Source organism: Zavarzinia marina (genome assembly GCF_021568905.1).
In the GTDB taxonomy this organism is placed as follows: Bacteria; Pseudomonadota; Alphaproteobacteria; order Zavarziniales; family Zavarziniaceae; genus Zavarzinia; species Zavarzinia marina.
In genome coordinates this window covers 194997-216401 of the sequence record NZ_JAKGSB010000001.1, presented here as the reverse complement: position 1 = coordinate 216401, position 21405 = coordinate 194997, and the positions used below count along the sequence as shown (strand labels likewise).

19 protein-coding genes are annotated in these 21405 nt (G+C 69.0%); 11 read left to right on the top strand and 8 right to left on the bottom strand.

The window, feature by feature from the left end; genetic code table 11:
- Window positions 1-6: 6 nt before the first annotated feature.
- Window positions 7-684: a hypothetical protein gene (locus tag L2U69_RS00990; RefSeq protein ID WP_236104482.1), complete on the bottom strand. Its 678-nt coding sequence runs from the start codon at window positions 682-684 to the stop codon at window positions 7-9.
- 131 nt (window positions 685-815) lie between these two features.
- Here L2U69_RS00990 and L2U69_RS00985 point away from each other — a divergent pair, with 131 nt between their 5' ends.
- The 8 genes from L2U69_RS00985 (at window position 816) to L2U69_RS00950 (ending at window position 9065) form a co-directional block, all read left to right on the top strand.
- Window positions 816-4061, top strand: coding sequence for a helicase-related protein (locus L2U69_RS00985; protein ID WP_236104481.1), 3246 nt, complete (start codon window positions 816-818; stop codon window positions 4059-4061).
- Window positions 4058-4339: an RNA-binding S4 domain-containing protein gene (locus tag L2U69_RS00980; protein ID WP_236104480.1), complete on the top strand. Its 282-nt coding sequence runs from the start codon at window positions 4058-4060 to the stop codon at window positions 4337-4339. The genes L2U69_RS00985 and L2U69_RS00980 overlap by 4 nt, the downstream gene beginning before the upstream one ends.
- A 49-nt stretch (window positions 4340-4388) precedes the next feature.
- Window positions 4389-5675 (top strand): SDR family oxidoreductase, encoded by a 1287-nt coding sequence (locus L2U69_RS00975; RefSeq protein ID WP_236104479.1) that lies wholly within the window; start codon window positions 4389-4391, stop codon window positions 5673-5675.
- Window positions 5672-6151 (top strand): DUF2269 family protein, encoded by a 480-nt coding sequence (locus tag L2U69_RS00970; protein ID WP_236104478.1) that lies wholly within the window; start codon window positions 5672-5674, stop codon window positions 6149-6151. The genes L2U69_RS00975 and L2U69_RS00970 overlap by 4 nt, the downstream gene beginning before the upstream one ends.
- Before the next feature lie 137 nt (window positions 6152-6288).
- Entirely contained in the window at window positions 6289-6684 is a 396-nt protein-coding gene (locus L2U69_RS00965; protein ID WP_236104477.1) for a tellurite resistance TerB family protein, read from the top strand.
- Window positions 6685-6710: 26 nt separating this feature from the next.
- On the top strand, window positions 6711-7049 hold the full coding sequence (fdxA, locus tag L2U69_RS00960; protein WP_236104476.1) for a ferredoxin FdxA: 339 nt from the start codon (window positions 6711-6713) through the stop codon (window positions 7047-7049).
- A gap of 476 nt (window positions 7050-7525) precedes the next feature.
- Window positions 7526-8041 carry a CarD family transcriptional regulator gene (locus L2U69_RS00955; protein ID WP_236104475.1) on the top strand — a complete coding sequence of 172 codons (516 nt, stop codon included), beginning with the start codon at window positions 7526-7528 and terminating at the stop codon, window positions 8039-8041.
- A gap of 205 nt (window positions 8042-8246) precedes the next feature.
- Window positions 8247-9065 (top strand): hypothetical protein, encoded by an 819-nt coding sequence (locus tag L2U69_RS00950; protein ID WP_236104474.1) that lies wholly within the window; start codon window positions 8247-8249, stop codon window positions 9063-9065.
- 32 nt (window positions 9066-9097) lie between these two features.
- Here the strand turns inward: L2U69_RS00950 and L2U69_RS00945 are convergent, their stop codons facing one another.
- On the bottom strand, window positions 9098-9919 hold the full coding sequence (locus L2U69_RS00945; RefSeq protein WP_236104473.1) for a thermonuclease family protein: 822 nt from the start codon (window positions 9917-9919) through the stop codon (window positions 9098-9100).
- A gap of 121 nt (window positions 9920-10040) precedes the next feature.
- Here L2U69_RS00945 and L2U69_RS00940 point away from each other — a divergent pair, with 121 nt between their 5' ends.
- The 3 genes from L2U69_RS00940 (at window position 10041) to L2U69_RS00930 (ending at window position 14734) form a co-directional block, all read left to right on the top strand.
- Entirely contained in the window at window positions 10041-11711 is a 1671-nt protein-coding gene (locus L2U69_RS00940; RefSeq protein ID WP_236104472.1) for a thiamine pyrophosphate-dependent enzyme, read from the top strand.
- Window positions 11712-11792: 81 nt separating this feature from the next.
- Entirely contained in the window at window positions 11793-13076 is a 1284-nt protein-coding gene (locus L2U69_RS00935; RefSeq protein WP_236104471.1) for an allantoate amidohydrolase, read from the top strand.
- 26 nt (window positions 13077-13102) lie between these two features.
- Entirely contained in the window at window positions 13103-14734 is a 1632-nt protein-coding gene (locus L2U69_RS00930) for an HAL/PAL/TAL family ammonia-lyase (protein ID WP_236104470.1), read from the top strand.
- 45 nt (window positions 14735-14779) lie between these two features.
- On the opposite strand, the gene L2U69_RS00925 is transcribed toward L2U69_RS00930, so the two are convergent.
- The 6 genes from L2U69_RS00925 to L2U69_RS00900 are packed head-to-tail and all read right to left on the bottom strand — an operon-like array spanning window position 14780 to window position 21375.
- Entirely contained in the window at window positions 14780-15421 is a 642-nt protein-coding gene (locus L2U69_RS00925; RefSeq protein WP_236104469.1) for a glutathione S-transferase family protein, read from the bottom strand.
- Window positions 15422-15444: 23 nt separating this feature from the next.
- Window positions 15445-16641, bottom strand: coding sequence for a glycosyltransferase family A protein (locus L2U69_RS00920; protein ID WP_236104468.1), 1197 nt, complete (start codon window positions 16639-16641; stop codon window positions 15445-15447).
- A complete protein-coding gene (locus L2U69_RS00915; RefSeq protein WP_236104467.1) occupies window positions 16638-18023 on the bottom strand; it encodes a cytochrome P450 in 1386 nt (461 codons plus the stop codon). The genes L2U69_RS00920 and L2U69_RS00915 overlap by 4 nt, the downstream gene beginning before the upstream one ends.
- Window position 18024: 1 nt before the next feature.
- Window positions 18025-19248 carry a hypothetical protein gene (locus tag L2U69_RS00910; protein ID WP_236104466.1) on the bottom strand — a complete coding sequence of 408 codons (1224 nt, stop codon included), beginning with the start codon at window positions 19246-19248 and terminating at the stop codon, window positions 18025-18027.
- 50 nt (window positions 19249-19298) lie between these two features.
- Complete coding sequence (locus L2U69_RS00905) at window positions 19299-20351, bottom strand: patatin-like phospholipase family protein (protein ID WP_236104465.1); 1053 nt, start codon at window positions 20349-20351, stop codon at window positions 19299-19301.
- A 10-nt stretch (window positions 20352-20361) separates the two neighbouring features.
- Window positions 20362-21375, bottom strand: a complete 1014-nt coding sequence (locus L2U69_RS00900) for a lipid A deacylase LpxR family protein (RefSeq protein WP_236104464.1) — start codon at window positions 21373-21375, stop codon at window positions 20362-20364.
- Window positions 21376-21405: the final 30 nt, after the last annotated feature.

The following is a 21405-nucleotide window of genomic DNA, read 5'->3' as shown; positions in this document are numbered from 1 at the left end:
CGTCCGTCAGCGGTTGGGGCTGGCGGCTACCGTGGAGAATTTATAGTCGACGACGCGTCCATCGGGGCCGATCAGGACTTCCGCCTGCTTGCCCGTAAGCGCCTGGTCCGAAACGAATGTCCCGACCGTAACGAAACCATATGCATAACGAAGGACACGCGTGCCGGGGTCTCGAACGGCGGGATAGATCGCCACGCCGGCGGGCCGCCCCAACAGGCTTTCGACCTGGGCCTCGATCGTCTTTCCCTTCTCGATCGCCTGCAGGCGGTCAGACGCGAAATCGGACGAATCCTCGGGAAAGCTGCTCATGATGTGATAGTCGATCAAGATACCTTCCCAGAACATGAAGGTTGCCGAGCGCTGCCAGTATTGGCTGGACTGACGCCAGGCCGCCGCATTGACATTCTCGGAAAACGCATAGGACAGGACGACATAGGATCCCTCGACCATTGCCGAGTCAAACGGCGATCCCTCGACATTGCCGCCGCCCTCCTGCCCCTTCGGCGTGGTGAAGCGCTGCGCCTTCGCCGGCTCGCCGAACTGGCGGCGAATGTCGGCCTCCGTCGTGCGTCCTGGTTCGATCTGCCCGCCGTCTGCGCGATGGAAATCGCGCCCGGTCGGCGTCATGCAGGCCGCGAGGAGGAACATGAGCCCGCCAAGGAGGATCGAATGGGCATACTTCATCGTGTAAGGCGTCCGGCGGCGAGAATCGATAACCAAGGATAGATGCAATTCGCCTCGAGACAACCGGGGTTAGGAGGCCGGCGCAACGAAGCGCTTGAGAATCCGCCGGCAACACCCGATCTTCAGGCATCATGTCGTCGCTTCATCGCCCTGTCCGGTCGACCGCCGCCGTGGTCGCCGAGGGACGGGTCACCGCCGTCCTGGGGCCGACCAACACGGGCAAGACCCATTTCGCCATCGAGCGCATGTTGGCCCACCGGACCGGCGTCATCGGCTTGCCGCTGCGTCTTCTGGCGCGCGAGGTCTATGACCGGATCGTCCGCCTGAAGGGCGAGCATTCGGCGGCGCTGGTCACCGGCGAGGAGAAGATCGTCGGGCGCGACGCGCGCTATTGGGTGGCGACGGTCGAGGCCATGCCCCAGGACCGCGCCTTCGAGTTCCTGGCCGTCGACGAGATCCAGCTCGCCACCGACTTGGAGCGCGGTCACGTCTTCACCGACCGCCTGCTCCGCGCCCGGGGCCTGTCCGAGACCCTGTTCCTCGGCTCCGAGACCATGCGCCCGGTGATCCGGCGCCTGATTCCCGATGCCGCCTTCATCACGCGGCCGCGCCTCTCGACCCTCAGCCATGCCGGCTACAGAAAGCTCGCGCGGCTGCCCCGGCGTTCGGCCGTCGTCGCCTTCTCCGCCGACAACGTCTATGCGCTGGCCGAGGCGATCCGGCGCCAGCGCGGCGGCGCCGCCGTCGTCCTGGGGGCGCTGTCGCCCCGAACGAGGAACGCCCAGGTCGCCATGTTCGAGGCGGGCGAGGTCGACTATCTGGTCGCCACCGATGCCGTCGGCATGGGCTTGAACCTCGGCGTCGATCACGTCGCCTTCGCCGCCCACGACAAGTTCGACGGCCGCCGCCACCGCCCCCTGACCCCGACCGAGGTGGCGCAGATCGCCGGCCGCGCCGGCCGCCACATGCGCGACGGCACCTTCGGCACCACGGCCGGCGTCGAGCCCTTCGACGAGGACATGGTGTCCCGGGTCGAGAACCACCGCTTCGACCCGGTGCGGCAATTGCAGTGGCGGTCCGCCGAACTCGATTTCTCCACCGTGCCCGCCCTGCTCGCCAGCCTGGAGCGTCAGGCGCCCCTGCCGGGTCTGATGCGCGTGCGCGACGCCGACGACCAGTCGAGCCTGCGCGCCATGGCCGAGGACGAGGCGATCCGCGCGCTCGCCCAGGGCCGGCGCCGGGTCGAACTGCTGTGGCAGGTGTGCCAGATCCCCGACTTCCGCAAGACCATGGCGGATGTCCACGTCCGCCTTCTCGGCCGCATCTACGGCCATCTCTGCACCGACGAGCGCCTTCCTCATCCCTGGGTCGAGGACCAGTTGAATCGCCTCGACGATACCGAGGGCGACATCGACATGCTGGCGACCCGCCTCGCCCACATCAGAACTTGGACGTTCGTCTCTTACAGGGGGGATTGGCTTGAGCGTCCGGAACCGCTACAGGAACAAGCCCGGGCCATAGAGGACCGGCTGTCGGACGCCCTGCACGAACGGTTGACGCAACGCTTCGTCGACCGGCGATCGTCGGCGCTGATCAGAAGACTGGCAGGCGAGAACGAGTTGCTGGGCGCGGTCGACTCCGCAGGTGACGTTCTCGTCGAAGGGGAGTATGTGGGTCGCATGTCTGGTCTGAAATTCATCCCCGATCCGGAAGCCGAGGGCACCGACGGCAAGGCCGTGATGGCCGCCGCCAATCGCGCGCTGGGGCCGGAGGTCGTGCGCCGCACCGAGGAACTGGAAGCGGCCGGCGACGAGGTCTTCAAGCTGGACCCGGACGGCCGCATCCTGTGGGACGGCACGGTGCTGGCGCGGCTGCTGGCCGGGCGCGACACATTGCATCCCCGGGTTCATCTGCTGCCCCACGAATTGCTGGACGGCGCCCAGCGCGAGCGCGTGCTGCACCGCCTGGAACGCTTCGTCGCCGCCCGTATCGACGCCGTGCTCGGCGCCCTGATCAAGCTGCAGACGGCGGAGGAACTGCCTGGCCCCGCGCGCGGCCTGGCCTTCCGCCTGGGCGAGGCGCTGGGCGCCCTTTCCCGACGCGACATCGCCCAGGAACTCGATGCCCTGCCCCAGCCCGCGCGCGCCGACCTGCGCCGCCTGGGCGTGAAATTCGGCAAGCTGACGATCTATCTGCCCGCGCTGCTGAAGCCCGAGGCGACGCAGATGAAGCTGACGCTGCGCGCCGTCGCCTTGGGCGAGGGTTCGGTGACGCCGCCGGCGGCCGGCCATGTCGCCTATCCCCTCGACGGCCGCACGCCCGACGAATGGCTGTCCGTCGCCGGCTTCCGTCGCTGCGGCGCCAAGGCGATCCGCATCGACATGCTGGAGCGCCTGGACCAGGCGCTCCGCGACAAGCAGGGCGACGACATGATCGTCCCGACCGGCGAGCTGACCGGCCTCGTCGGCTGCTCGAACGAGGAATTCGCCGCCGTCATGCGCGCCCTCGGCTATGAGAAGCTGACGATGGAGGACGAGAGCGTCCGCTATCGCATTCGCGGCCGCCGGGGCCGCCCGCGCCCGGCCACGCCCGCCGCCGCCCCGGCACCCGCCGCCGCCCCGCCGGCACCGGATGCCGAAGGCGAAGCGGCCGGGGAGACGGAAGTCGAGGCCCGCGAAGGGGAGACAGGCGAAGTCGAAGCCGGCGAAGGTGAGGACGGCGTGACCGCCGAGGGCCAGCCGGGCGAGCCGCGCAAGCGCCGCCGCCGGCGCCGGAAGCCGCGCCACGCCCAGGCGGAAGGCAGCCCCGGCACCGACGGGGCCGCGCCCACCGAAGCCGCGCCCACCGAAGCCGCGCCGGCCGAAAGCGAAGAGACGACCATCGACGCCGCCCCCGACGCTGAAGTGACCGGCGACGAGGCCGCCCCGACCGGCGCCGCCGAGATCGAAGCGGTGATGGCGCCCGAAGCCGCCGACGCGGCACCGGCCGACCTGGAGGCCACGGAAGGCGAAGGCGAAACCGAGGGTGGCGAGCCGAAGCTGATCGGGTCCTTCGCGCCGCAGCCGAAGAAACATCCCGATCCCCGCGACCGGCGCAGCAAGAAGAAGCGTAAGCCCCGCCCTCCGCGCGAGGAGGGGGCCGCGCCACCGCCGAATGCGCAGCAGGCCGATGCGGCTCCTGCCGCTCAGCCCCAGGCCCGGCACGAGACGCCGGGCGGCCATGGCCCGCGCCCGCACAAGGGCCCGAAGGGCGGCAAGGGCCACCATCAGCACCACCAGAACCGGCCGCGCCGCGGCGAACCGCCGCCGCCGAAGGTGGATCCGGATTCGCCCTTCGCCAAGCTGATGGCGCTGCGCGACAAACTCGGCGGCAAATGACGGAGACGTCCGGGCCCGCGATCCGCCTGGACAAATGGCTGTGGCACGCGCGTTTCGTGAAGACGCGCGGCCTCGGCGCCGATCACGCCGAGGCGGGACGCGTCCGCCTGAACGGCCAGCCCGCCTTGAAGGCCCATCAGAACATCCGTGTCGGCGACGTGCTGACCTTCAGCTTCGGGCCGGCGCCGCGGGTGATCCGCGTCCTTGGTCTCGGCACGCGGCGTGGCCCGGCGCCCGAGGCCCAGGCCCTTTATGAGGACATCACGCCCGGCGGCTGAGGATTGCGGCATCCGCAATGCCCGGCGAAGGGAAGCTACGGGAAGCACGATGAATGTTCTGGTCCTCGGCGGTAACGGTTTCATCGGCGGCCATGTCGTCGCCGCGCTGGTGAAGCGCGGTCACCATGTGACCGTGGCCATGCGCCGGCCGCCGCGCCCCCCCTCGCCCGACCCGCGCCTCGGCCATGCCCGTGTCGATCTGGCGCGCGACGTCGAAGCCTCGGCCTGGGCGCCCCGGCTGGCGGGGATCGACGCGGTGGTCAATTGCGCCGGCATCCTCCAGGCCCGGCCGGGACAGCCGATCGACGCCGTCCACCACCGGGGCCCGGCCGCGCTCTTTGCCGCCTGCGAAGCGGCGGGGGTGCGCCGGGTCGTCCATGTCTCGGCGATCAGCGCCCGGCCCGATGCCGATACGGATTACGCCCGCACCAAATGCGCCGGCGATACCGCCCTGATGGCGAGCGCGCTCGACTGGGTGATCCTGAAACCCTCCCTGGTCCATGGCGCCGGGGGTTACGGCGGCACGGCACTGATACGGGCGCTGGCGCTGTTTCCCCTGGCGATCCCCCTGGTCGGCGACGGCGCCGCCGCGTTCAACCCGATCCATGCCGAGGACCTAGCCGCCGACATCGCCGATCTCGTCGCCGATGGCCGGGTGAGCCGCCTCGTGCTCGAACCCATGGGGCCCGAACGGGTCGGCCTCGCCGAGATCCTGCCCGTGCTGCGCCATTGGCTGGGCGGCGGGCCGGCCCCCTTCCTGCGCCTGCCGCTGCCCCTGGTCCGCCTGGCGTGCCGCTTCGGCGATCTCTTCGGCGGGCCGATGTCGACCACCGCCCTCACCCAATTGCTGGCGGGGAACGACGGCGATCCCGCGCCCTATGCCGAGGCCATGGGGCGGCACCCGCGCGGTTTCACCGCCAGCCTCGCCGAAACCCCGGTGCCGCCGGAAGCGCGCTGGCAGGCACGGACCTATTTCGCCCGGCCCGCGCTGCGGGCGGCCCTGGTGCTGGTCTGGCTGCTGTCCGGCCTGTTCGGCCTGCTGGTTCCGGCCTCCACCATGATCGCGACCGCCGCCGCCATCGGCCTCGGGCCGGCGGCCGGGCTCATCGCCGGTTACGGCTTCTGCTTCGTCGACATCGCCATCGGGCTTGCCGTCCTCCTGCGCTACAGGCCGGGATGGACCGCCTTTGCCCAGGTCACCGTGGTCGCGGGCTATACGCTCGTGCTCGGCATCGGCCTGCCCGCGCTCTGGCTCGATCCCTTCGGGCCCCTTCTGAAGAATCTGGCGGTGATCGCCGCCGCCGTCGCCCTGGCCGGCATGGACCACGACCGATGATCGCCGCCGATCCCTATATGCTGGTCAAGCTGCTGCATGTGCTGTCGTCGACCGTGGTCTTCGGCACCGGCATAGGCACCGCGTTCCAGATGCTGATGGCCCATCGCGACGGACGCCCCGTGGTCGTCGCCAGGGTCGCGGCCCAGGTGGTCTGGGCCGACTGGTGGTTCACCACGCCTTCCGTGATCGTCCAGCCGCTGTCGGGCCTCGCCCTTCTGCACATGGCGGGTTTCAGCCTGTTCGAGCCCTGGATCGCCGCCAGCCTCGTCCTCTACGGGATCGCCGGGGCGGCCTGGATCCCCGTGGTCTTCATCCAGCGCGACATGCGCGACATCGCCGAGGCGGCGGTCGCGGCGGGATCGGATTTGCCCGCCGCCTACCACCGGCAGTTCCGCCGCTGGTTCATCCTCGGCTGGCCCGGTTTCGGCGCGGTGGTGCTGATCTTCGCCCTGATGGTGCTGAAGCCGGACCTATAAGCCCCGCCGATCATCCGCCGCGACAATTCCGCATTCCGCACAGGGTTGTTGTCGTCCGCCGCGCGTGATAGGCAAGCGCGGTGTTTGAACGATTGCTGTCATATTTGAAGGGCGAGGAGCCCCCGCGGAAGGCTGCGGTGGACCTGCCGTTCGCCGCCGCCGTGCTGCTGCTGGAGGCCGCCGCCCAGGACGACAGCGTCGACGACGCCGAGTTGGATACGATCCAGGCGATCCTCGTCCGCCGTTTCGACCTCGACCCCGAGGGGGCGAGGACGCTGCTCGCGACGGCCGGCAAGCGCCAGGCGGAATCCGCCCAGCTGCTGCGCTTCACCCGTGCGGTCAAGGACGGCATGGACGAGGCCGGCCGGGAACAACTGATCGAATGGCTGTGGGAAGTGATCTATGCCGATGGCACCGAACACGCCCGCGAAGCCAACCTGATGCGCCGCATCGCCGGCCTGATCTACGTCGAGGACGCGGTCAGCGGCGCCGCGCGCAAGAGAGTACGCCGCAGGCTCGGTCTCGAGGACTGACCGCCCGGCTGGATGGAGAAACGAAGATGACCTATGTGGTCGGCGAACAGTGCATCAAGTGCAAGTACACGGACTGCGTCGAAGTCTGCCCGGTCGATTGCTTCTATGAAGGCGAGAACATGCTCGTCATCAATCCGGACGAATGCATCGATTGCGGCGTATGCGAACCGGAATGCCCGGCGGAAGCGATCTTCCCCGATACCGAGGACGGTATCGAGAAATGGGCCGAACTGAACCGCGATTACGCCAGCCAGTGGCCGAACATCACCCGCAAGATCGACGCCATGGCCGACGCCGACAGCTTCAAGGGCGTCGCCGACAAGCTGGAAAAATTCTTTTCGCCCAAGCCGGCCGCGCAGGACTGAGCCTTCGCCCCAAAGCGCGGCAGGCGATTTTGCCGCGCCGCAACCGAAATCGGCTGGAAATGACGCCGCGGACGCCTGTTCCGCGGCGGTCTACTGCCATGGGCTGCATGCATGGCCCTGTGGCGAAATAACGCTAGCATTACGAGTTGATGAAAAGACTCAATGACTTAGCGCCGGCCACAATCCTCGCGTTTGGAATTTTTGAGGCGCCGTGTCAAGGGGCAAAGTGACAATCCCTTCAATTTCGCCGCGCCGCATGATATATAGATAGCCCGGTCGGCTCATCCTCCCTGGATAACCGCCCCTTCGGACAGACCTGCCGCCGTCGCGACAGTTGCAGCGCGCGCGGCCGTTTTGTCCTGGGTACGGTTCCGCGCTGACCGCCTTGGCAAACAGTGCTTGTGCCTGCGGCCTCGAGACCCGACGGACTCGGCCGTAAGAGGCAAATTGTCTATCCGTCTAAGATGGGACGAAAAATGGCTGTCGTGACGAAGAAGAAGGTGCAGATCGAATATGCGGTCGGCGATCACGTCGTTTACCCTGCGCATGGCGTCGGCAAGATCGTGGCCGTCGAAAGCCAGACGATTTCCGGATTCGCTCTCGAACTCTTCGTCATCGTCTTCGACAAGGACAAGATGACCCTGCGCGTGCCCTGCGGCAAGGCGCAGTCGGTCGGCATGCGCAAGCTGTCGAGCCCCGACACCATGAAGGCCGCGCTGACCGTGCTGAAGGGCCGCGCCCGCGTGAAGCGCACCATGTGGAGCCGCCGCGCCCAGGAATACGAGGCCAAGATCAATTCGGGCGACCCCGTCTCGATCGCCGAAGTGGTGCGCGACCTGCACCGCAACGCCGGCCAGCCGGAACAGTCCTACAGCGAACGCCAGATCTACGAGGCGGCACTGGACCGTCTGGCCCGGGAAGTGGCGGCGGTCGAGAAGATCGACGAGGACGCCGCCGTGGAGCGCCTGGAAAAGGTGCTGCGCGCGGCCTGATCCCCGCCTTCGAGGCGCTTTCGACGAAAGGGGGCGGCGGCAGCGATGCCGCCGCCTTTTTTCTCGCCCGAAGCACGGTAGGCGCACACCATCCCTTGTGTTGCCCCCTCGCCCGCCGCCCCAGACATGGTAGAATTAGGACGAGTTTCCTGAATTGCCGATTCGCCGCGCCGGCCCGACGGCGCGGTGCATCCCGTGGGGTTCCATGACGGTTATGGCCAGCGCGCGCAGCGAGATCTACGGACGGATCGACCGTCCGCGCCGGATCTGGTGCGTCGGCGCCGTCCATGCCGAGATCGAGCGCCTGACCCGCCTCCACGATGACATGGCGGCGCGGCTGCGCCAGGGCGACCGCCTGGTCTATCTGGGCAATATGATCGGCCATGGACCGGCCGCCGCCGACACGATCGACGAGATGCTGGCCTTCCGCCGCCACTTCATGGGCCTGCCGGGCATGGAGCCCTGGGACGTCGTCCACCTGCGCGGCGCGCAGGAAGAGATGTGGGTGAAACTGACCCAGTTGCAATTCGCGCCCAATCCCCGGGAAGTGCTCTACTGGATGGTGGGACAGGGCGTGGGTGCCACCCTGCAGTCCTATGGCATCGATCCGGAGAGCGGGCACAATCATTGCCGGGACGGCATTCTGGCGATCACGCGCTGGACCGCGCGCATTCAGCAGGCGGTCCACGACCATCCCGGCCACGACGAGATCCTTTCGGGCCTGCGGCGCTATGCCGTCGCAGCCGAGGCCGGCCTGCTCTTCGTCAACGCCGGCCTCGATACCGGCCGTCCGCTCAGCGAACAGCGCGACACCTTCTGGTGGGGTGCCGGCGTCGGCTTTCCCATCGACGCCGAACCCTACGGCGACTTCCACATGGTGGTCCGCGGCTACGACCGCACCGGCGGCGGGCCCGCCATGGGCGCCCATCGCGCCACCATCGACGGCGGCTGCGGCTTCGGCGGCAAGCTGGTCGCCGCCTGCTTCCTGCCCGACGGCACGGTCGAGGACTGGATCGAGGCCTGAGCGGCCTGAAGGCGGCGGATCGGGTCAGACGCTCAGAACAACTCGATCTGTTCCGGGTGGGTGACGTCGATCGAGGCGCCGTTGCGATCCTCGATCCAGCCGCGGATGCGGACACGGCGGCCTTCGAGGCCATGGACGTCGATGCCCTCGTCGGCGAAGAGGTCGGCGTCCTCCGGCGCGATGGTGGCGGTGAAGTCGGTGCGGTGGTCGCGCCCGAAGTTCAGGAACCAGCGCCCGCGCGAGCGTCCGACGTCGAGCACGCGGCCTTCGACCAGATGATAGCCCGGCACGCCGTCGGCAAGCGTGGCCAGATCCGGCTCGCCCGCCTGGCGCACGCGATAGGTCGGATCGGCCCAGAGCCCGCGCCGCGCCTCGCGTGCCGCCGCCTCCAGCGCCAGCATGGCGCGCGCCGGCACCCGATTGTCCTTGAAGGTATAGACCCGGGCGAAGCCGCCCTCGAGCATCGCGCCCTGGATCCATGTGCCGTCGTCCGTGACCAGATGGGCGAGGATGCGGCCGTGACGGTCGCGCGCCGCCCCGCCGGCATGAAGCGAGACCCGCTGCCCGCCGACCAGCGAGACCAGATGCGCCCGTGATTCACGGGCGAAGGGCCAGGTCGGATAGCCGGGCCGGCCGAGGGGCAGTTTCGGCGCCTGGGTGCCGACGAAACGCACCTGTTCGCGCGTGTCCAGCCGGACCGTGTCGCCGTCCACCACTTCGACCACGCGGCCATGGCCGATCGGCCGCAACCCCGCCGGCAGGACGGGCAGCACCCTGGCCGACGCGGGCGGCAGACCGGCATGGACCAGCCCCCCCGCCGCGAGTGCCAGAATGTGGCGCCTGTTCACCTGCATGACATGTCCTTTCCTTCGCGCCGACAGCCTAACGGCAATCGGCCGCGGTTTCGCCCCCGCTCCGTTTCCGTGGCGGCGAAAGCGGCTCTAGAATGCCGACCGAATCCAGCGGGAGCAGAGAATGACCATCCAGGAACGCAGCGGCGGCGCCGTGCTCGTCGACCAATTGGCGATCAACGGGGTCCGGCGGGTGTTCCTGGTCCCGGGGGAGAGCTATCTCGCGGCCCTCGACGCCCTGCACGACCATGCCGACTCGATCGAGAGCGTGGTCTGCCGCCAGGAGGGCGGCGCCGCCTTCATGGCGGAAGCCCACGGCAAGCTGACCGGGGAGGTCGGCGTCTGCTTCGTCACGCGGGGGCCCGGCGCCTGCAATGCCGCCATCGGCGTCCATACCGCCATGCAGGATTCGACGCCGATGATCCTGCTGATCGGCCAGGTGGGCCGCGCGATGCGCCACCGCGAGGCATTTCAGGAAATCGACGTCGAACGCCTGTTCGGCTGGACCGCCAAATGGGCGGTCGAGGTGAACGACGCCCGCCGCCTGCCGGAGATCATGGCCCGCGCCTTCAGGATCGCTGCCGGCGGCCGCCCCGGCCCGGTCGCCATCGCCCTTCCCGAGGACATGCTGAGCGAGATGGTCGCCGTCGCCGACGCGCCGCCCGCGCCGATCCTCGCGCCCTTTCCCGATCCCGCCCTGGTGGCCGAGGCCGGGCGCCTGATCGCGGCGGCCAAACGGCCCCTGATGATCGTCGGCGGCGGGGGTTGGAGCGAGGCGGCGGCGGCCGACATCCGGCGCTTCGCGACGGCCTGGAACCTGCCCACCGCCTGTTCCTTCCGCCGCCAGGACATCGTCGCCAACGATCTTCCCGTCTATGCCGGCGAACTCGGCACCGCCGTCGACAAGCGGCTGATCGCCCGCGTGCGCGAGGCGGATCTGATCCTCGCCGTCGGCACGCGCCTGTCGGAAATCTCCACCCAGGGCTATGAACTCGTCGACATCCCGGTGCCGCGGGTGCCGCTGATCCACGTCCATGCCGATCTCGCGGAACTGGGCCGGGTCTATCAGCCGGCCCTCGCCATCAATGCCGGCCCCGGCGAATTCGCCGCCGCCGCCGCCGCCCTGCCCGCGCCCGGCACCGCCTGGGACGGTTGGGCGCAGGCGGTGCGCGGCGACTATGTGGCGGGCACGGTGCCGACGCCCTGCCCCGGCCCCCTCGACATGAATGCCGTCATGGCCCGTCTGGCCGAGGTCCTGCCGGCCGAGACCGTGATGGTCAACGACGCCGGCAATTTTTCCGGCTGGCTGCAACGCTTCTGGTGCTATCGCCGGTTCAGGAGCCAGCTCGGCCCGTGCAACGGCGCCATGGGTTACGCCGTGCCCGCCGCCGTCGCCGCCGCCATCGAATGCGCGGGGGAACGCCCCGTGGTCGCCTTCGTCGGCGACGGCGGCTTCATGATGACCGGGCAGGAACTGGCGACCGCCATCCGACACGGCGCCGCCCCCCTGATCCTCGTGATCGACAATGCCTCCTTCGGCACCATCCGCATGCATCAGGAACGCCACTACCCGGGCCGCGTGGTCGCCACCGACCTGATCAACCCGGATTTCACCCTGCTCGCCGCCGCCTACGGCGCCTTCGGCGAGACCGTGAGCCGGACCGCCGACTTCGCCCCGGCGCTCGACCGGGCGCTCGCGGCGACGGCTTCGGGCCAGCCCGCGCTGCTGTGCCTGAAACTGTCGATCGAGGTGATCTCGACCCGGACGACGCTCGCCGCCGTCCGGGGCGGTTGAGGCGATTGTTCGAAAATCGAAGAAGGACCATTGGCAAACCGGCCGGAAGACAGGAAGCCTTTACCACCCCATCTTTTTCCCATGCGCCAGTCGGTCAATGATATCTCCCTCGGACAGCGGCTCTACGAGCGGCTCGAAGCGTTTGCCCGGCATTCCGAGGACGGGCCGGACACATTGACCCGCGTCTTCCTCTCGCCCGAGCATCGGGCCGCCGCCGAGGAACTGCTCGGCTGGATGCGCGATGCCGGCATGACCGCCCAGATCGATGCCATCGGCAATGTCGTCGGCCGCTACGAGGGGCTGACGCCCGACGCGCCCTGCCTGATGATGGGCAGCCATATCGACACCGTGCGCGACGCCGGCAAATACGACGGCAACATGGGCGTTCTCGCCGCACTCGGCTGTATCGAGGAATTGAACCGCAACGGGGAACGTTTCCCCTATGCGATCGAACTGGTGGCCTTCGGCGACGAGGAAGGCGTTCGCTTTCCCGTGACCCTGTCGGGTTCGCGCGCCGTCGCCGGCACCTTCGACCAGACCACGCTGTCCTTGCGCGACAAGGAGGGCACCACGCTCCGCCAGGCGCTGACCGCCTTCGGCTGCAATCCCGACCGTGTCGCCGAGGTGGCGCGCCGCCGCGAACAGGTGCTCGCCTTCGTCGAACTCCACATCGAACAGGGCCCCGTGCTCGAGGACGCCGGCCTGCCGGTCGGCGCGGTCACCGCGATCAATGGCGCCAGCCGCCTGTCTGTCGAGGTGCGGGGCACCGCCAATCACGCCGGCACTGTGCCCATGCACCTGCGCCGCGACGCGCTCGCCGCCGCCGCCGAGATGATGCTGGCGGTCGAGGCGCGGGGTGGCGCCGAACCCGATCTGGTGGCGACCGTCGGCCGTGTCGACGTGCTGCCGGGCGCCGTCAACGTCATCCCCGGCCTGGTGCGCTTCACCATGGACGTGCGTTCGCCTTCCGATGCCGCGCGGCGCCGCGCCGTCGCCGACATCGACCGCCGCATCGGCGAGATCGCGGAAGCGCGCGGCGTCGACATTTCCATCACCCAGACCCACGAGGCGGCGGCCTGCCGCTGCGATCCCGCCCTGATCGAGGCGATCGGCAAATCCATCGCCCGGGCGGGCGTCGAAGTCCGGCAGTTGCCTTCCGGCGCCGGCCACGATGCTATGGCTTTCTCCCGCCTGTGCCCCGTGGGCATGATCTTCGTCCGGTGCGAAAAGGGCATCAGCCACAATCCGGCCGAAGCGATCACCGTGGCGGACGCCGACGTGTCCATGCGCGTCCTTCTTGATTTCATCCGCCACTTCGATGCCGGTCGGCTGACCCGCCCCAACGAGGAACGCCCGGCCGCCTGAACACCGCCTACCAGGACCCCCTCCCCATGACCGTAGAAATCGACGGCCGCCGACTGGATATCGGCGGCGTGGTGAAAGTCGCGCGCCCCGGCACCGACGGCTGTTTCGACAAGGCCACCCTGCATCCCGACGCCCGGGCCGCGATCGCCGGCGCCCGCGCCTTCATCGAAGCCAATTGGATGCATGACGACGCGCCCTTGATGTACGCCTTCAACACCGGCGTCGGCCTGTTCAAGGAAATCCGCGTGCCCATGGCCGACATGGCGGCCTATCAGGTGAAATCGATCCTGGCCCATGCCACCGGCGTGGGCGAGCCCTTCGCCGAGGACGTGACCCGCGCCACCATGCTGCTTCGGGCCAATGCCTTCGCCTCCAACTATTCGGGGCCGCAGGTCGAGGTGGTGGAGCGCCTGATCGCGCTCCTGAATGCCGGCGTCCACCCGGTGATCCCGGCGAAGGGATCGGTCGGTGCCTCCGGCGACCTGGCGCCGCTCGCCTATCTGGCGGCGACGGTGGCCGGCCTGCCCCAGGCGGAAGCGATCTACAAAGGCAAGCGCATGCCGGCCCGGACGGCGCTGGCGAAGGCGGGTTTCGCGCCCGATTTCGAGCTGGGCGCCAAGGATGCCTCGGCCCTGATCAACGGCTCCACCGTCTCGCTCGCGCTCGCCGTGCTCGCCACCCATGATGCGCGCCGCATCGCCAAGCTCGCCGATATTTCGCTCGCCCTCAGCCTCGAGGCGCTGCGCGGCGAGAAGGCGGCCTTCGATCCCCGCGTCCATGCCGCGCGGCCCCATGCCGGCCAGGCCAAGGTGGCGCGCAATGTCATGCGTCTCATCGGCGATTCCGCGCGCTGCTGTCCGGCGGCCCGCGACGTCGTCTTTCCGGACGAGACGCGCGCCCCGGGCACGAAGGCGCCGCCCCGGGTGCAGGACGTCTATTCCCTGCGCTGCGCGCCGCAGGTCCACGGGCCGGTGGCCCAGGCCCTCGACTATGTCGAGGGGATCGTGACGACCGAGATCAATTCGGCGACCGACAATCCCCTGATGTTCGCCCTGGATGACGGCGGTTACACGGTGATTTCCGGCGGCCATTTCCATGGCGCCTATGTCGCCCAGGCCATGGATCTTCTCGGCATTTCGATGGCCGATCTCGGCTCGATCTCGGAACGGCGCCTGGCGCGGCTGGTCGATCCCACCATGTCCTACGGCCTGCCGCGCAACCTGCTGGCGGGCCAGCGCGGCCTCAACACCGGCTTCGCCACCGTGCAATGTTCGATGTCGGCCCTGGTCATGGAGAACCGGCACCTGGCGACGCCCGGCAGCGTCGATTCGATCCCGGGCAAGAGCAACGCCGAAGATCACGTCTCCAATTCCACCTGGTGCGCGCGAAAGGCCCGCACCATCGTCGAGAACACGGAAGTGATCGTCGCCACCGAAGCCCTGATGGCGGCTCAGGCGCTCTCCCTCGTCGCCGACCTCGCCAAGGACCACCCCCTCGGCACCGGCACCCAGGCCGCCCTCGATGCCATTCGCGCCGAGATTCTGCCGGCGCTCGACGGCGACCGCTGGTATCACAACGAGATGGCGGCGATCGTCACCCTGGCCAAGTCCGGCGCCATCATCGACGCCGTCGAGGACTCCGTCGGCCCGCTGGAGTGAAGCCCGAGGTCCGTCATCCCGGCGAAAGGCCGGGACGACGTATCCTCAAGCCCGCCCCGGCAGCGGATGGCCGGGCATCAGGTCATAGGGATGCTTCCAGCCCGGAAGGGCCTTGATGCGTTCCGCCCAGGCGTGGATCGAGGGGAAGTCCCTGGCCCATTCGATGCCGTATTCCGCCTCGAAGAAGACGTAGCCGGCGAGCGAGAGGTCGGCGATGGTCGGGGCCGCGCCGACCACGAAATCCCGGTTTTCGAGATGCGCCGCCAAGACCTTGCAGGCGGCGCGCACGCGGCCTTTCAGGAAATCCAGCACTTCCGGCGCCGGCGGCTTGGGCATGAAGTTCAGGAGGAAGCGGTAGGTCGCGATATAGCTGGTGAACTTGTGATTGTCGAACAGGATCCAGCGCAGGATCTCGCGCCGTTCGGCATCGTCGGCCCAGCCGAAGCGCCCGAGTTTCTCGACCAGATAGTCGAGGATGACACCCGACTGGGTGAGCCGGACGGGACCGTGCTCCAGCACCGGCACCTCGCCCATCTCGTTCTTCTCGAGGAAGGCGGGGGTGCGGCCTTCGCCGTTGAAGAAGTCGACGAACCGGGGTTCCCACGCGGCGCCGGCCAGTTCGAGAAAGAGTGCCGGCTTGTAGGCATTGCCGGATTGAGCGAAGCAATAGAGCGTATATTCCGCCATCGTCGAATCCTCCCCTTGGTGGGTCAGGGAACCTTAGACGACCACGGCTGTCTTTCGATGGACGTTACACGCCGCCCCGTCATGCGATAGGTGCAATGGCCCCAGACCACCCGGCCCCGCTCGACGCTGAGGACGACGGCGGCCAGATGCAGGCCGTGGACCAGCGGCAGAACCAGGGGCATCAGGCGCAGCAGCCCCTCCGCCGCCGGCACGCCGCGCGCCTCGATGCCGGCCCGACGTGCCAGGATGCGGCGCTCCCGATCCGCCAGCAGCGCGAGCGTCGCGCCGGCCGCCCAGGCCGCCAACCCCGCGCCGCCACCGAGCGCAAGGGCGACGAGCGCCAGACTGCCGACGAAATTCAGCGCGACCGTCGCCCCCGCCCAGGCCCAGAGCCAGGGTTGATAGATCCGGAACATCTGATACTGCCGCCGCCCGAATCCGAGCAGCGAGGCGAGCGAATGATGGAACGGCGTCGGCACCAGCACGGCGCCCCGGAAGATGATGCGCAAGCCCGCCGCCCGTGCCGCCCCCGCCAGGGCCAGGTCGTCGGACAATGTCCGTTCGAACATCTCGGCGAGATCGAGACGTTCCACCACCTTGGCGGAGAGGGCGATGGAACCGCCCCAGGTGAGCCAGCCCCGGTTCGGCTTGGGCAGGCCCGCCACCGCCCGGTCGATCCAGGCGCCGAAGACGGTGCCCGCGCGATGGTCCAGCGGCAGCGGCCAGCGATAACCGGTGACGATGTCCGCGGCATTGCGCGCCAGGGGGCGCAGCAGATGGGCCAGCCAGTCGGGCGGCGGCAATATGTCGGCATCGGCGAAGACGATGAAGGGCGCATCGCCGTGGGCACGCAGCGCCGCCGCCTGATTCCGGCATTTCTGGGACGAGGTTTCCGCCTCCCCCGCCACGACCAGCGACAGGGGGACCGCCGAAGCCGGCCGCGCGGCGATCAGGCCGGCGATCCGGGCATGGGCGGGATCGGCCTCGGATTCGACGGAAAAGACCACGCGGGCGGGGCGCGGCCGCTGACCGTCCAGTGCCGCCACCAGGGCCTCGAGGCGCGGCAGCGGCCCGGTCGCCGGGATGATCACCAAGACGTCGGCCGCCGGCACCTCGGCGAGCGGGGGCACGCGGCGACGCATCAGATTGGCGGACCAGAGGGTGACCAGCCCCGCCCCCAGGGCCCAGGCGGCGCCGAGCCAGAGCAGGAGGCCGATCACGCCGCCTCGCGGCGATGGATGCGCAGCCAGATGCCGTTCTCGGCCCGAAGGGTCAGGCGCGCCACGGGCTTCGGCTCCCGCCCGGCGACCGGCTCGAAGCGGTAGCGGCGGATCAGGCTGGCCAGGATCAGCGCCGCCTCCTGCTGGGCGAAGGCGGCGCCCAGGCAGACGCGGGGCCCCATGCTGAACGGCAGATAGGCGTTGCGGGCCGCTTCCGCCCCCTTCTCGGTCTGGAAACGGTCGGCGTCGAATTCGTCCGGGTGCTCCCAGGCGTCGATGTTCCGATGCAGCATCCAGGGCGAGACGAAGACGATGGAGCCGGGCTTCATGTCCTTGCCGCGCATGCATTCCTGCCCGGCCGTCGCCCGCGCGAAGAAGGCGACCGGCGGATAGAGGCGCAGCGACTCGCGGAACACGTCACGCAGGTAGGACAGCCCGCGCAGATCGCCGAAGGCCGGCTCCCGCTCGCCGAGAACGGTGGTCACCTCTTCATGGAGGCGGGTCTGCACCTCAGGCTGGGAGGCGATCAGGAACAGGGTCCAGCCGAGCGCCGAGGCCGAGGTCTCGTGCCCCGCGAGGAACAGCATGGCGACCTGTTCGTAGAGTTCGGAGAAGCCGAAGGGTTCGTCGCTCTCGGGATCGCGGGCCTCGATCATGGCGGCCAGGAAGTCGCGTTCCGGCGGGGTTTCGCCGGCGGCGATGCGATCCAGGCGGTGCTGGATCATGGGCGCCAGCAGGCCCTTGATCTCGCGCGCCATGCGCTCCGCCTCGCGGTTGCGGGCGACGAAGAGGAAGGTCGGCACCCGGAACACCCGCCACATGCCGAGGCCATAGGCGATCTCCTGGAAGCGGTTGAAGGCGGTGAAGACGCGCTCCGCCCGCTCGCGGTCCAGGGTTTCGGAAAAGATCGTGCGCAGGATGATGTCGGCGGTGACGTGGGTCGTCTCGATGTCGATGTCCTGGGGCGAACCGTCGGCGATCGTGTCCAGGCGCTCGATCATGCGCTCGGTGGCGAAGCGCATCTGGTCGAACACCAGGCGCACCCGCGTTGCCTCGAAGGCGGGGTTCAGCATGGCGCGCTGGCGCCGCCAGGTGGCCCCGTTGGAGGTGAAGATGGAATCGCCCATCAGACGCTTCAGCATGAAGCCCAGGATGTCGCTCTTCGGGAAATCCTGGGCCCGTTCGACCAGCACCTGACGGATCAGCGGGGGATCGTTCAGCATGAAGAAGCGCCGCGTCGGAAAGCGGAACTGCCCCATCTTCATGCGATAGGCCTTGTCGGACAGGACCGCGAGACCGTCGCGCAACCAGGTCGGCAGCACCTTCCAGAAGGGCAGGCCGCCGGGTTTGGGCTCGGGTTTCGGCGGTCTGAAGCCGGTCATGTCACTTCCCCTGCTTGCGCGGCGCCGGGGCCCAGGGGCCCTTGGCTTCCGGAAAGCGATCTTTCAGCGACAGGGGCCCGGCGGCCAGCGCCATGAAGTCGCAGCGCCCGGCCTTGGGCGTCGCCATCAGATATTGGGTGTGCATCTGCGCCGGATCGCGGCACAGGGCTTCATATTCGGCCTTGTCGTAGAGGACGTGGAAACGCGGGGTGACCAGGACCGGGCTGTTGCGCGCGCCGTCCGGCCGTTCGATGCCCGCGATGCCCAGGGGATCGACGCGGGCGAAACAGACGACGTCGTAATTGGCGCCGGAATCGACCCAGGTGACGGCGGGATCAAGGGCGATCGCCGCCAGTTCGCGGCGGAACCAGTCGGCCTTGGGCTCGATCGCCAGCAGCGGCGCCATGGAGCCGAGGGTGACGAAGCCGATCTCGGGGATGCCGTCGAAGGCGTCGCGCCGGCGCAGCAAGGCGCGACCGAAGGCCGAAATCGCCACGGTGGTGCCGACGCTGTGGCCGATCACCAGGAATTCGTCCACCCCGCCTTCCGCCGCCAGATCGGCGATGGCCTCCGCCATCTCGTCCATGCGCGCCTGCATCAGCGGCGATTCGTCATAGATCAGGTGGGTGTAGAAATTGTTGAGCTGGCCGCGCCACAGCACCGAACCCTTTTCCAGCCGGCGCAGCATGATCGGCAGCCCGGCAAAGCCGAGCAGCCCGGCCAGCAGGCCCCAGGTCCAGGACAGGCCCGAGAGGGCGAAACCGATCACCGCCGGCACGGCGGCCGCCAGGTAGAGCCCGGCGAAGATCCCGAAAATCACCGCGACCGGCTGGAACAGCGTCAGCAGATAGAGCCGGCGCACCCGATAGAGCCGGGCGAAATAGCCGATACCGATGCCGCGCATGATGGTGCGCAGCGTATCCCGGATGAAGGGCCAGGCCGCCTTGGGCCAGAGTTCGCGCGCGACATCGTCCCAGCGCAGGAAGTCGAAACGGGTCTCGACCTCGGCCGCCGCACCCTTGAAGGGCAGATTGCCGGTCACCGGCCATTCGACCACGATGTCGCCGTGCTTGCGCCTGTTGCCGAGCGTGAAGGTCACGTCGGGGCCGTGGCTGGCAGCCGCCTTGGCTGCCTCGTCCCGCCAGAGCTGGTGATAGTGCCGGGCACCGCGCGGATCGAAACCGCTGACGAAAACCACACGACGACGCCGGACCCTGTCGTTCATCACGCGCTCTCGTCCCCCGTTCGCCGCGACTTCACCCTGTGTCGCACAGCTCATTCGCGCCGTTCAAGACCGCGCAGCCGGCGAATGACGCGAAAGCGGCGCGGCCGTCCGCGCTTTCGAAGCCGTCGGCTCGGGGTATCGGGATAGGGGGATGGTTCTTCCCCCGCCCATCGCATGACCGCGGCCCAGCCGGCGTCGGCGCCCCGCACCAGCTTGCCCGAGCGTTTCTCGATCTTGGAGACCTTGCGCCAGCGCCCGGTCGGCGAGACCACCGTCAGATAGGGGGCGCCCGCGACCGGCACATGGTCCGATGCCAGGATCACCGACAACCTTGCATAGATCGCCGCCCGGGCCCGATAGGCGTCCGCCACGGCGGGCGAGACATGGCGCGCCAGCATCCGCGCGAACCATGGCCGGACCTTGCCGCCATCGACCGTGCCGATGTCGTGGCGCGTGGTCAGGACCAGGATATGGGTGGCCCCTTCCACCGCCGCCGTCTCGACGGCGATGGGTTCGGTCAGGGCGCCGTCGACCAATTGCCGGCCGTCGCGCCAGGTGACGGGCATGCCGGCGACCAGCGGCAAGCGGGTCGTCGCGCGCAGGCCCTCGAGCACCGAATCGCCGTCCGGAAAATCGCGGAGCGCATGGGCTTTCCCGGTCTCGACGTCGGTCGTCATCATGACGAGCGGGATGGGAGAGGCCAGCACCGCCGCCGTATCCAGCGGGCGGGACCGCCGCATGACATGGTCGATCAGATAGTCGACGCGCATGATCGGGCGGCGGATCAGCACCCGCCCGATGCGCAGGAAGGTCGGATTGTTGATGTCCTCGTAGAAGATCGAGGTGCCCTGCAGCGCCTGCCCCGCCAGCATATAGGCGCCGGCGCAGGCCCCGGCCGAGGTGCCGTAGACCACGTCGATGCAGTCGACGAGGCCCAGCGCCTCCAGCGCCGAGACCATGCCGCCGGCGACCACGCCGCGCATGCCCCCGCCCTCGATGCAGAGGGCGAGACGACAGCCGTCGTCGCGCGCGCCGGGACGCGAGCCGGACGCCCTGCGCGCCCGGACCAGCGCGGCGACGGGATCCGGGGCCGCCGCGGCCATCGGCTGATCCTCAGAAATTGAAGGTGACGGAAGCGCTGCCGAACTCGAAGGCTTCGGGCTGGTCCGAGAATTCCTTCGTCCGTTTGACATAGGCCGCCGTCAGGCGCCCGCCCGGCACATGGGCGACGAAGCCCACGCTCCATTCGCCGACCAGGGTCCGCTTGTCGACGCTGGGCGAGTCGTCGAACGTATTGCCGTCGAGGAAGATGTCCCGCGCCACCGCCCAGCCGTCCGCCTCGGCGAAGACGTACCAGCCGAAGCTGCGGCCCATGGCGGGCGCCGCCGCGCCCCCGGCCGGACGGATGCGCGGCACGCCGAAATCGCTGGCGAGGGCCCGCTTCGAGCCGAGACGCACCATGGCGCCCGCTTCGGCATAGGTCTGGACGTTGCCGACGGCGGCGCCGACATGGGGCACGACATCGAAGGCGACATTGCCGAGGAAGGTCGCGGGCGACGAGCGCCAGCGCCGCGAGACGCCGACGACGAGGCCCGGCTCGTTCGAGAGCTGATGGCCCCAGCCCTTGGATTCGTCGGAACCGATGATCTCGTGGGTCAGGTCCTGGAATTCCTTGGCCAGCGACCAGGGCCCGACGACGCCGAACTGTACTTCGAGGATGTTCTGCTGGTGCCGGTTCTCGGCCACCGCGGCGGCGGAGAGGTAGAGCCAGCCGGCATAGGGCCGGTCCAGGGGATCGGGCGGGTTGAGCTGCTCGTCCTCCGGCTCGTAGATGTTCTGGCCGATGGAGAGTTCCCAGCGGCTGCGTCCGCGATCGTCGAAGACCCACAGATTGGCGTCGATCAGCGGGCTGAGGATGAAGCGTTCCGCCGGGATCGGCTTCGACAGGGTCAGCTTGCCGCCGCTGGTGTACCATTTGTCCGATTTGTTGAACTTGTCGTTCTCGAGGACGATCGTGAACGTGTCCCGAAGGTCGCTGGGCGAGCGGTATTCCGCCCTTGCGGCACCGGCCTGAAGGCTGAGCGCGAGGCCGGCAGCCACCGCCAGCGCGCATGTCGATCTGTTCATGATATCCCCCGCACGGTCGGCGGATGGTAA